This is a genomic window from Pontibacter amylolyticus (assembly GCF_014638845.1).
In the GTDB taxonomy this organism is placed as follows: Bacteria; Bacteroidota; Bacteroidia; order Cytophagales; family Hymenobacteraceae; genus Pontibacter; species Pontibacter amylolyticus.
In genome coordinates this window covers 204,232-215,629 of record NZ_BMFP01000002.1, presented here as the reverse complement: position 1 = coordinate 215,629, position 11,398 = coordinate 204,232, and the positions used below count along the sequence as shown (strand labels likewise).

The window sequence follows — 11,398 nt, the reverse complement described above, 5'->3', positions numbered from 1 at the left end:
CAGTGGTCAGATTCGACTATTTGCGGATGTATTCTGCGAAATCCTTGGCAAAGTAAGACAGGATGATGTCGGCACCGGCACGTTTGATGCTCAGCAGACTTTCCAGCATGGCTTTCTCACCATCGATCCAGCCCTTGAGGCCGGCGGCTTTCACCATGGCGTACTCTCCGCTCACGTTGTAGGCGGCTATCGGCAGGTGCGAGTTGTCGCGCAGCAGCTTGATGATGTCGAGGTAGGCCAAAGCGGGTTTCACCATCAGGTAATCGGCTCCTTCTTCGGTATCGAGCGCGGCTTCGATCAGCGCTTCGCGGCTGTTGGCAGGGTTCATCTGATAGGTTTTCTTGTCACCCATTTTCGGGGCAGAGTCGAGGGCGTCGCGGAACGGACCGTAGAAGGCGCTCGCATACTTGGCGGTATAGCTCATGATGCCCACCTTGTGGAAGCCGTTCTCATCAAGTACGCGGCGGATGTGCCCCACGCGGCCGTCCATCATATCCGAAGGGCCCACAATGTCGGCGCCGGCCTGCGCCTGCGTGAGCGCCATGTTGCCCAGCACCTCCAGTGTCTCGTCGTTCACGATCTCACCGTTGATCACAATGCCGTCGTGGCCGTCGGAGCTGTAGGGGTCCATGGCGACGTCCGTCATTAGCACCACGTCCGGAAAGTTCTTCTTGATTTCGCGGATGGCTCTCGGGAAGAGGCCCTCCGGGTTCGCGCTCTCTTTGGCGTACTTGTCTTTCAGGTTTTCGGGGATGCTCGGGAAAGGAGCGAAAGCCTTGATGCCCAGGTCCACGCAGGAGGCCACCTCATCGAGCAGAGTGTCCACAGAGTAGCGATTGATGCCCGGCATGGAGGCCACCTCTACTTTTTGATTTTGCCCTTCGATGATAAAGAGCGGGAAAATAAAGTCGTTCAGCTCCAGTGCGGTTTCCTGCACCATACTGCGGATGACTTCGTTATAGCGGTTTCGTCTTGGTCTTTTCGTGATCATAGTATCGCGTTTGCTCTAACATGCTTCAACATAAGTATACCGCAAAGGTACGGCTTATGCGGGGCAAAGCGAAGCGATACCTCAGAAATTGGTGCATGCTATACCTGCAATGATTTGAGGCTATACCTGTTTTTCGGAGGTTTCCTTACAAGTTGTCTTCGTTGTCAAAAGCGGCGTCATCAAAGCCCTCCAAAAGCCTTTTAGCTTCTTCCTCATCCTGACCGGAGATGATCAGCTTTACCGGGTTGAAACCGCCTGAGCTCACCTGCCAGGGCGCGATGCTGCCCATGTGCTCGTTTTGCATGAACACGTAAATGCTGTGGTTCTCGAGCATGTTTTTGATGATGGCTGCCCGGTGGAAATCACCGGAGAAAATGACAATGGGTTTGGTTTGATCTGGTTGAGGCATGTTTTCAATTTAAATTAGAAGCAAGTCGAAGTCCCATGTGTTGACGTTATTATGCTTTCGCGATTGCTGTAGAAATTATTCTTACTTTATAGATTTCAAGTACATATCCAGCTCTTTCGAGCGATGAAATTGTAGACATTCAAAAACGATAGGTCGCGAGTCTCCAAAATCTTTTATCCGGCTCACTGTTATCTTGCTGGCAGCCTCTAAAGCCATGCTATCAAGAGGGCGGTATAGTCCACCAAGGTCTCCTATATCAAATAACATTCCCCTAGAGAAATCTACTTCTCTAATTTGACCAGCTATGTCTTCTCCTAAAGCGTGGTGCAAGCAGGCACAAAAAGCATAGTCCTTCCTCCATTGAAGTTTTTCATCTGCAGAAGCGTTGTTTTCTGGTGTCGTTACGTTTTCGGATGAACAGGAAAATAAGAACAAAGCTGAAACAAACAGATACTTTTTCATTACTTCTAAGTTAATCCAAGACATACAGTTTACGCTTCTTGTAATCAAGAACTATTGTTTCTTAAAGCTACTGATTTTTTTGTTTTCGCTTAAAAAACAAAAAGGCGAAGCCGCTGGAGCCTCGCCTTTATACTTTGCGTCAGGTATACCTGACTTAGAAGTTCATGATCACTCCTTCAATAATGTCGCAGCACTCGTGCAGCTGCTCTTCGGTCATCACCAGCGGCGGAGCGAAGCGGATGATGTCACCGTGGGTTGGCTTGGCCAGCAGGCCGTTCTCCTTCAGCTCCACGCACACATCCCAAGCGGTGCGACCGTCTGCAGCAGGCTTAATCACGATGGCGTTCAGCAATCCACGACCACGTACTAGCGTTACCACTTCCGGACGCTTGGCCATCAGTTGGTTCATGCGGTCCCGGAACACTTCACCCAGCCTGTAGGCATTCTCCACCAGGTTTTCATCTTTTATCACCTCCAAAGCGGCAATGGCCACTGCGGCGGCCATCGGGTTGCCACCAAAAGTAGAGCCGTGCTCGCCGGGCTGAATGCACAGCATGATATCGTCGTCGGCCAGCACGCAGGATACCGGCAGTACACCACCCGAAAGGGCTTTGCCCAGAATCAGGATGTCGGCTTTTACATCGTCATAATAACTGGCCAGTAGCTTGCCTGTGCGGGCTATACCTGTCTGGATCTCATCGGCCATGAGCAGCACGTTGTACGCTTTGCAAAGCGCATGCGCCTTGGCCATGTAGCCGTCCTGCGGCACGACCACACCGGCTTCTCCCTGGATTGGCTCCACCAGGAAGCCACACACGTTCGGGTTCTCTTTCAGGGCCGTTTCCAGCGCCTCCAGATCATCATAAGGAATCACTTTGAAGCCCGGCATATACGGACCGAAGCCTTTGGTGGAATCCGGATCGGTGGAGAAGGAGATGATGCCCGTCGTGCGGCCGTGGAAGTTGCGCTCCACTACAATGATCTCGGCGTTGTGCGAGGCGATTCCCTTTTTGAGGTAACCCCACTTGCGGGCTAGCTTGATGGCTGTCTCCACAGCCTCTGCGCCCGAGTTCATGTAAAGAGATTTGTCGTAGCCAAACAGCTCGCAGATGTACTTCTCAGCTATACCTAGCTTGTCGTTGTAAAAAGCGCGGGAAGTCAGCGTGAGTTGCTGCGCCTGCTCGATCAGCGCGTTGATGATGTGTGGGTGGCAGTGGCCCTGGTTCACGGCGCTATAGGCCGACAGGAAATCGTAATAGCGTTTGCCTTCCACATCCCACAGGTATACGCCCTCGCCTTTGTTCAGCACCACCGGCAGCGGGTGGTAGTTGTGGGCGCCGTATTTCTCTTCGGTTTCGATTGCCTGCTGGCTGGAAGTAATGGATAGCGTGCTCATAGTTTATGTGTTAAAAAGCTGTTGTCTGAAACTAAGAACAGAGCTGCGCCACAGGCTACAACTCCGAACCTATATTTACCGGGATTCTGACGAATTGTTGTAAATATAGTGAAAACAGCCTGAATTATACCTTTACCCGGAAAGCACGGCTAGGCGCCGACTGCGTGTCCTTTCAGACATTGCCGGAACACCGCATAGAAGCCTTCCGGGTCGTACTCGGCGTAGATGTTGGTCATAATGCCGAGCTGGTTGTCGTCGGTCCGGAAACCGTATACCTCCTCTTCCCCGGTCTGCGAAGAAGGCAAAGGCACGACATGCCGCTCGAGCAGGGTAAGCTGGCTAGGGGAGATGGACTTGCTCAGCTCAGAGCAGTATACCTGCTGGTGCTGTATGCTGAAGGTGTTCACGAAGCCGCGGGCGCGCATGACGGACACGAGCTCACTCAAATTGTTGAAACGGGACATGGTCTTTATGATTTAGTTGTCGAATGCGCGGCAAGGAATGATATATAGTTGAACGAATATGGTGCGGAAGGGAGAGAGGGGACGGCAGATATTTGGTGAGCGTCCTGAAAATGCCGATATTTGCCCTTTAAAAAGAAGTATAGCTGTGAGCGACCTGAAAGAAGGAGAGGATTTTTACTTTGAGCGGGGACTGATGGTGCTGACGGCCAAGTACCTGCTTAAGCGCGGCTACTGCTGCAAAAACGCCTGCCGGAACTGCCCCTATGACTTCACCAAAAAGAGGAAAGAAGCCGAAGATAAAGGCCCAGGCAAGATATAGACGCACAATGAAAAGGCCTTTGTAGCTGTTTTAGAGCCTGTTTAGTTAAAATTATCTGCTATGCCTTTGACATTGTGTATCTTTTTATAGATATTTGCACCCCTATTGAAATAATTTAGAAGAAAATACAAGATGGCACGAGTTTGCGATTTAACCGGAAAGAGAGTACAAGTAGGAAATAACGTTTCTCACGCTAACAATAAGACAAAGCGTAAGTTCTATCCGAACCTTCAGAAGAAGCGTTTCTACATCCCTGAGGAAGATGCTTGGGTAACCCTTAAAGTATCCACTTCAGCATTGAGAACAATCAACAAGAACGGCATCTCAGCAGTGCTGAAGAAGGCTGTTGAGCAAGGCTACATTATGTACTAATGGCAGCCTTCCGGCTGTGTGCACTGTTATGCTGGCTGTCTTTTACGGCAGTAGCGCAACCGCATGCAGGCTCGGGAAAGCCATCTGATACTTTAGATAAAGAGTTTCACCGGCAACGGAGAGAGGTACTGCGGCAACAGCTGCCCCCTCGCTCCGTTGCCGTTCTTTTTGCCAGTCCGGTGCGCAACCGCGCCAACGACGTGGACTACTACTACCATCCTGACCCCGATTTCTATTATCTGACCGGCTACAAAGAGCCGAATGCCGTGCTTTTGTTGTTTCAAAGTCCGCATACCGTGGATGGCAAGCAGGTACAGGAACTGCTGTTCGTGCAACCCAACGACGAGATGCAGGAGCTCTGGAACGGGAGCAGGCTAGGAGTGAAGGGAGCAGAAAAAGAACTTGGCATCACCACGCTCGCAAACACCGACTTCGCGGGCTATAAACTCGACACGGCCAACCTGCAGCACATCCTGATCAAGGAACTGCCGCATGACGTGCGCGATGACGCCGCTGACGAAGCGGATTTATTTAGTCTGCTAGGCCAGTTCAAAACGAAGGTAAAGTACCCGGCCAATTTCAGCGCGACCCGCAGCATGCTCTATGGCATTGTGCGGGAGCACGGGCTGGGACAGGCGGAAGGCGTCTCTGTTTACATTCAGGAAGCGATGCAGCGGGAGCCGGAACTGAAGCACGACAAGCCGCTGCAGGGTTACCTGGAGGCCAAAGACATGCGCGGCCGCACCAAGGCGGTGGCGGCTATACCTGACCAAAAGCTCGACGCCTTCACACTCGACCAGGTGCTGGACGGAATGCGGGAAGTAAAAACCGAGGCGGAGATCAGCCTGCTGCGTAAGGCGGCGGGTATATCGGCCGTCGGGCAGATCGAGGTGATGAAAGCCATGAAGCCGGGCATGTCCGAAATGGAGGTGCAGGGCATTCACGAGTTTGTGTTCAAGAAATACGGCGCGCAGCACGTAGGCTACCCCAGCATCGTGGGGGCCGGCAACAACGGCTGCGTGCTCCACTATACCTCCAGCGCCAAGCCGGCTATACCTGGCCAGGAACTGGTGCTGATGGATGTGGGGGCGGAGTGCCTCGGCTATACCGCCGACGTAACACGCACCATACCTGCCAACGGTAAGTTTACGAAAGAGCAGCGGGCCATTTATGAGCTGGTGCTGAAGGCACAGGAGGCGGGTTTCCAGCAGTGCAAAGTGGGCAACGCTTTTAACGCGCCGCACCAGGCAGCCGAAGCCGTGATAGCCGACGGGCTGGTGAGGCTGGGTGTGATCAAGAAAAGAGAAGAAGTACAGCGCTACTTTCCGCATGGCACTTCACATTATCTGGGGTTAGACGTGCACGACCGAGGTAGCTTCGGACCTTTCCAAGCCAACACGGTCATCACCGTGGAGCCGGGCATTTACATACCGGAAGGCAGTCCCTGCGACAAGAAGTGGTGGGGCATTGGCGTGCGCATCGAAGACGACATCCTGATTACCGAAAAGGGCTGGGAAAACCTGTCGAAACTGGCGCCACGCACGGTAGAGGAGATAGAGAAAACAATGGCCCAGCCGAGCGCGTTGGATGGTTTTAAGCTTCCGAAGCTGGATTAAGAGGCGATACGGGCAAGGTATAGAAAGCGTCTGGAGCGGCACTCAAAAAGCTTCTTCAGAAAAATTGATACTTTGTTTGTAATTAGAGATTTAAGCTTGTATATTTGCAGTCCTAAATAAAAATTTACTGTTGAGATGGCTAAAAAAGCAAAAGGTAATAGAATCCAGGTAATTATGGAGTGCACAGAGCATAAAGCGACTGGCATGCCTGGAACTTCAAGGTACATCACTACCAAAAACAGAAAAAATACTGCTGAGCGTCTAGAGCTTAAGAAGTATAACCCTGTGTTGAAAAAAGTAACTGTACATAAAGAAATTAAATAACCATGGCTAAGAAGGTAGTTGCAACCCTAAAAACCGCTACAGGTAAAGATTGGGCGAAAGTGATCAAAGCCGTTAAGTCTCCAAAAACTGGTGCTTACAGCTTTAAAGAAGAGATGGTGCCTGTTGACAAAGTACAGGAGTTCCTTAAGAAGTAATTAAGCCTACTCTACTATACATAGATAGAATACATGAAGAAGTCCCTTTATTGGGACTTTTTTAGTATATTACCGTATCCACCGAGATAGTCTTCACCCTACAAAACACGCAGATGGGAATTTTTGACTTTTTCAGCAAAGAGCAGAAGAAAGAATCGCTCGATAAGGGCCTAGAGAAAACAAAAACCAGCTTTTTCGGGCAGTTGAGCAAAGCAGTCGTTGGCAAATCTACGGTAGACGTGGAGGTGCTCGACGAACTGGAGGAAATTCTGGTGCATGCGGACGTAGGGGTAGAGACAACGGTGAAGATCATCGACCGCATCGAGAAACGCGTAGCCCGCGACAAATACGTGAGCACAAGCGAGCTCGATAGAATCCTGCGTGAGGAGATTGCCGCCCTGCTCGAGGAGAACCGTGCAGGCGACGGCGCTAACTTCGACCTGCCGGTAGGCATCAAGCCTTACGTGATCATGGTCGTGGGTGTGAACGGTGTGGGGAAGACCACCACCATCGGCAAGCTGGCATCGCAATTCCACAAGGCCGGCAAGAAAGTCGTGCTGGGAGCTGCCGATACCTTCCGTGCCGCGGCCGTGGATCAGCTGATCATCTGGGGCGAGCGTGTGGGCGTGCCGGTGATATCGCATGGTATGAACACCGACCCGGCCTCTGTAGCCTATGATGCCGTAAAGAAAGGAGTAGAGATAGGAGCCGATGTGGTGATCATCGACACAGCCGGAAGACTGCACAACAAAGTGGGCCTGATGAACGAGCTGTCGAAGATCAAGCGCGTGATGCAGAAGATCACAGTAGATACCCCGCATGAGGTGCTGCTGGTGCTCGACGGCAGCACAGGGCAGAATGCCTTGCTTCAAGCGCGTGAGTTCACCAAAGCCACGGACGTAACGGCGCTGGCCATCACCAAGCTGGACGGCACGGCCAAAGGCGGTGTGGTGATCGGTATATCGGACGAGTTCAAGATTCCGGTGAAATACATCGGAGTGGGCGAGAAGATAGAGGACCTGCAGCTGTTCGACAAGAACCAGTTCGTGGAGTCGTTCTTCTCCCGCAAATAGATTTTTGCTGTTGCCTGTATGGGAAAATTGCTGCTGATAGGGCTGTCGCTGTTGCTGACCGTTTGTAACGGTACCCAAGGTACGTCCGGGCAGGAAAGCGAGGCGCAGGAATCGCAGCAGGAACTGAAAGCGCAAACAGGCCAGCAGATGCAGATCAAACAAGGTATACGGGGGCAGATTCTCTGGGAAGCCGGCAACCAAATGCCCTCCCCGGACGCCCCGCCCAGCAAAGGCCCTCGCGGCGTGGAGCGCACCGTGTACATCTACGAGCTGACCAACAGTTCGCAAACCACATCCCAGGACGGTGTTTTTCACACCGCCATCCAAACCAAACTCATCACGCAGGTAAAAACAGACGCCAACGGTAACTTTGCGGTTCGTCTGGAGCCTGGCAGGTACAGCCTCTTCACAAAAGAAGAACAGGGACTGTACGCCAACCTCCTGGATGGCGACATGAACATCTTTCCGGTGGAAGTAAAGGAGGGCGAAGTGACTACAGTGGAGTTTTTGGTGAATTACAACGCATTTTATTAGCCTGCTCCGCGGTCATTGGCCGTTTCGCAGTACATTTGCTACAAGATCATCCTCCAGTAAGCCATTGTTTTGCAGAAACTGAACAATTGGCAGCGCGACCTCTTATAAAGCTATAAACAACCTTACCTACAAAGATTTACTCTTAACCGAAGGTGCCTTATGGCTGGAAGCGAAAACAGGATGATGGAGATAGTATATGAAGCGGTGCCAAATGTACTAAGTGTGAAGTGGTCGGATGAACTGAGTGTGGAGTCTGACCAGTTCTATGAAAGTATCGTTACGCTGTTTGTCGCGATTCGGGAGAAGCAGGTAGCCAACCTGATCGTGGCCTCTGGCAAGCCCTCGGGCGGTGTACTCACCGAAGACATCATCCACCATATCGTCCGTAACATTCCGGATACACCCTTAAAACGTATCGCCCTACTGGAGTCCCCCGACTATCTCTGGGATGCAAACCTTTACCAGGTGATTAAACTATTGATCGTCAACCATCAGTTGCCGATTGCAATCGAAGTAGTGAAAGACGAATTTGCAGCCCGGAAATGGTTTAACCAACCAGTAAAAGGTGGAAAATCGAGAGCAGGTAAAACATAGGCTATACTCTGAAACAGCTGAACGACGCTCTCAAACAGGTATAACACGGAAAGAACAGCCCGCTATACCGGAAGCTGCTCTGTTATTATCCAAACATGTTGTACTTTTGCAGTTCATTTGCCCAATCGAACTAATGCGCAGCCGCAATGGTTTTGAATGATCGGGAATTATCGCGCTAATACTATAGATAAGTGAAAGTAAGAAGTTTAAAGAAAGACAAGGTAAACGTGATCACGCTGGGTTGCTCTAAGAACCTGGTGGATTCGGAAGTGCTGATGGGGCAACTGCGTGCCAACGAGTTTGACGTGGCGCACGAGTCTGCAAACGACGATTCGAATATCATCATTGTGAACACCTGTGGCTTTATCGACAATGCCAAGCAGGAGTCCATCGACACCATCCTGCGCTACGCCGAAGCCAAGGAAGCAGGCCAGATTGACAAGCTGTACGTAACCGGCTGTTTGTCGCAGCGCTACAAAGACTCTCTGGAGCAGGAGATTCCGCAAGTGGATGCCTACTTCGGTACGCTGGAGATGCCACAACTCCTCAAAAAGCTGGAGGCCGACTACAAGCACGAACTCATCGGCGAGCGATTGCTTACGACGCCTTCTCACTTCGCTTATTTCAAAATTGCCGAGGGCTGCAACCGCCCCTGCTCTTTCTGTGCTATACCTTTAATGCGCGGCAAGCACGTGGACCGTCCGATCGAGGATTTGGTTCGCGAAGCCAAGCGACTGGCCAGCATGGGAACAAAAGAACTGATTTTGATTGCCCAGGACCTGACCTATTACGGTCTGCAGCACTACGGCGAGCGCAAGCTGGCTGACCTGCTCCGCAACCTGTCGGATGTGGAAGGTATAGACTGGATCCGCATGCAGTACGCCTACCCGTCGCAGTTCCCGATGGATGTGTTTGACGTGATGAACGAGCGTAAGAACATCTGCAAGTACCTCGACATGCCGCTGCAGCACGTGTCAGATAATATGCTCAAGACCATGCGCCGCGGCATCAGCAAGCGCCGTACCATCGAGCTGGTGGACCAGATTCGCCAGCGTGTGCCAGACATCGCGCTGCGCACCACACTGATTGCCGGTCACCCGGGCGAGACCGAACAGGATTTCCAGGAGCTGTATGACTGGGTAGAAGAAACTCGCTTCGAACGTCTGGGCATTTTCACCTACTCGCACGAGGAAAGCACGCACTCCCATACCTTGGAGGACAATGTGCCGGACGAGGTGAAGCAGGAGCGTGCCGACGCCATCATGGAGCTGCAGCAGGGAATATCGGTAGAACTGAACGAGGAGAAAATAGGCAAGACCTACAAAGTGCTCTTCGACCGTAAAGAGAGCGGCTACTTCGTGGGACGTACCCAGTACGACTCGCCGGAGGTAGACAACGAAGTGCTCGTTCCCGCCGACAACCAGTATGTGCGCCTCGGTGATTTCGCCAACGTGAAAATAACTGACGCTTCGGACTTTGACCTGTACGGGGAGGTGGTGCTTTAGGCAAAATCCAACGCAGGTATAAACCATTATCAAGGGAAATTTCCTGGATGCTTCGGCAAGCAGGGAATTTCCTTTTTTGATTATAGTCCGGAATTACGTAATATGGTCTTTCGATCCAAAATATAGTACAAAACATAGGCTTCTGCTTCAGAACGCCTGTCTCTCCAAATGCGGCACATTAAATTACTTACGACAGACTCGCTCACCCTGGAATACAACGCTGTGGAAGATTACATCGTGGCCACCTGGCATGGTACCTTCACCAGCGATGTTATTAAACAGGGCTACGAGCAGATCCTGTTTTTCCTGCAGAAGGAGCGCACCCACAAACTGCTCGACAACCACTACGACGTGCAGGGCCTTTGGGTAGAGCTAACCGACTGGCTGGCGAATGACTGGCACCCCCGGGCGGAGCAAGCGGGCCTGCAGTATCACGCCGCCGTTTACTCCCGCGATTACTTCAGCCGTCTCTCGACCGACAGGGCCATGAGTATGGTGCGCGATGGCATTGCCCAAGGCTTTGAAACAATTGAAAACGCCGAAAACTGGCTCAATTCGCTCTAGTCTATTTCAGCACGTATTTGCTCAGCACCTTGTAGGCGTCGTTCACATTGTCTCCTTTGCGAAACTCCTGTTTGATGGTGGGTGTGGCTTCACCTGTTAGCCAGATCTTCAGCTCAGCGTCAAAGTCCATCATGCCGGCGCTTTCTTTCGAGAACATTTTGATGCTGGCGTAGGGTACGCTCTGGTACTCGATTTTAGATCCCGTCAGTCCCTGTTTGTTCACCACGATCAGCCGCTTGTTCGTGAACACGAGCATGTCGCGGATGAGTTTGAACGCTTTTTCGATCTGCTCATCATCGAGCAGGATCGGTTGAAATTCTTTGGTGAGTTTCTCGACAGGCACCACCGAGGCATGGCCCATCAATCCGTTTAGTAGTCCCATATGGTGTTTCCTTTTAGCTAGGTATACGAACTATATACCTTTAGTTCGCTCTTGCTCGCGTCCCGTGAGTGTGAGTCATCAGGCGGACTCTGGCCGCTTTTCTAAATGCGCTTTCCAAATGCCCAAATGCTCTTTCGGGTATCCATGTCCGAAAGAGCGCTAAAATTTACACACCAGGATTTGAAAATCCCCTTTGGGGTAGGGGGCCTCGATAAAAGGAGGGGTAGGTTAATCGTGC

16 protein-coding genes are annotated in these 11,398 nt (G+C 51.6%); 10 read left to right on the top strand and 6 right to left on the bottom strand.

Annotated elements, in window-relative coordinates; all coding sequences use genetic code 11:
- Positions 1-16: 16 nt before the first annotated feature.
- The 5 genes from hemB to IEV97_RS05905 all read right to left on the bottom strand — a co-directional run bounded on the left by hemB (position 17) and on the right by IEV97_RS05905 (position 3,722).
- On the bottom strand, positions 17-991 hold the full coding sequence (gene hemB / locus IEV97_RS05925; RefSeq protein WP_188500594.1) for a porphobilinogen synthase: 975 nt from the start codon (positions 989-991) through the stop codon (positions 17-19).
- Between the two features lie 145 nt (positions 992-1,136).
- Entirely contained in the window at positions 1,137-1,400 is a 264-nt protein-coding gene (locus tag IEV97_RS05920) for a putative signal transducing protein (RefSeq protein ID WP_188500593.1), read from the bottom strand.
- 81 nt (positions 1,401-1,481) lie between these two features.
- Positions 1,482-1,862, bottom strand: a complete 381-nt coding sequence (locus IEV97_RS05915) for a hypothetical protein (RefSeq protein ID WP_188500592.1) — start codon at positions 1,860-1,862, stop codon at positions 1,482-1,484.
- A 154-nt stretch (positions 1,863-2,016) separates the two neighbouring features.
- Positions 2,017-3,258, bottom strand: coding sequence for an ornithine--oxo-acid transaminase (rocD, locus tag IEV97_RS05910; RefSeq protein ID WP_188500591.1), 1,242 nt, complete (start codon positions 3,256-3,258; stop codon positions 2,017-2,019).
- Between the two features lie 149 nt (positions 3,259-3,407).
- A complete protein-coding gene (locus tag IEV97_RS05905) occupies positions 3,408-3,722 on the bottom strand; it encodes a hypothetical protein (RefSeq protein WP_188500590.1) in 315 nt (104 codons plus the stop codon).
- Between the two features lie 145 nt (positions 3,723-3,867).
- Between IEV97_RS05905 and IEV97_RS05900 the strand changes: the two genes are divergently transcribed.
- The 10 genes from IEV97_RS05900 (at position 3,868) to IEV97_RS05855 (ending at position 10,778) form a co-directional block, all read left to right on the top strand.
- A complete protein-coding gene (locus IEV97_RS05900; RefSeq protein WP_308419849.1) occupies positions 3,868-4,041 on the top strand; it encodes a C1orf53 family protein in 174 nt (57 codons plus the stop codon).
- Positions 4,042-4,173: 132 nt separating this feature from the next.
- A complete protein-coding gene (gene rpmB / locus IEV97_RS05895; RefSeq protein ID WP_018476578.1) occupies positions 4,174-4,413 on the top strand; it encodes a 50S ribosomal protein L28 in 240 nt (79 codons plus the stop codon).
- Positions 4,413-6,029, top strand: a complete 1,617-nt coding sequence (locus IEV97_RS05890) for an aminopeptidase P family protein (RefSeq protein WP_188500589.1) — start codon at positions 4,413-4,415, stop codon at positions 6,027-6,029. Before rpmB ends, IEV97_RS05890 begins: the two co-directional genes overlap by 1 nt.
- 135 nt (positions 6,030-6,164) lie before the next feature.
- Entirely contained in the window at positions 6,165-6,353 is a 189-nt protein-coding gene (gene rpmG, locus IEV97_RS05885; RefSeq protein ID WP_007652246.1) for a 50S ribosomal protein L33, read from the top strand.
- A 2-nt stretch (positions 6,354-6,355) separates the two neighbouring features.
- Positions 6,356-6,508, top strand: a complete 153-nt coding sequence (locus tag IEV97_RS05880) for a DUF4295 domain-containing protein (RefSeq protein WP_007652248.1) — start codon at positions 6,356-6,358, stop codon at positions 6,506-6,508.
- Between the two features lie 113 nt (positions 6,509-6,621).
- Complete coding sequence (gene ftsY, locus IEV97_RS05875; protein ID WP_188500588.1) at positions 6,622-7,581, top strand: signal recognition particle-docking protein FtsY; 960 nt, start codon at positions 6,622-6,624, stop codon at positions 7,579-7,581.
- 18 nt (positions 7,582-7,599) lie between these two features.
- Positions 7,600-8,115, top strand: coding sequence for a carboxypeptidase regulatory-like domain-containing protein (locus IEV97_RS05870; RefSeq protein WP_188500587.1), 516 nt, complete (start codon positions 7,600-7,602; stop codon positions 8,113-8,115).
- 159 nt (positions 8,116-8,274) lie between these two features.
- On the top strand, positions 8,275-8,709 hold the full coding sequence (locus tag IEV97_RS05865) for a hypothetical protein (RefSeq protein WP_188500586.1): 435 nt from the start codon (positions 8,275-8,277) through the stop codon (positions 8,707-8,709).
- Between the two features lie 191 nt (positions 8,710-8,900).
- Positions 8,901-10,214, top strand: a complete 1,314-nt coding sequence (gene rimO / locus IEV97_RS05860; RefSeq protein ID WP_188500585.1) for a 30S ribosomal protein S12 methylthiotransferase RimO — start codon at positions 8,901-8,903, stop codon at positions 10,212-10,214.
- A 168-nt stretch (positions 10,215-10,382) separates the two neighbouring features.
- Positions 10,383-10,778, top strand: coding sequence for a hypothetical protein (locus IEV97_RS05855; RefSeq protein WP_188500584.1), 396 nt, complete (start codon positions 10,383-10,385; stop codon positions 10,776-10,778).
- A 1-nt stretch (position 10,779) separates the two neighbouring features.
- Here IEV97_RS05855 and IEV97_RS05850 read toward each other — a convergent pair whose 3' ends face one another.
- On the bottom strand, positions 10,780-11,160 hold the full coding sequence (locus tag IEV97_RS05850; protein WP_188500583.1) for a PH domain-containing protein: 381 nt from the start codon (positions 11,158-11,160) through the stop codon (positions 10,780-10,782).
- Positions 11,161-11,398: the final 238 nt, after the last annotated feature.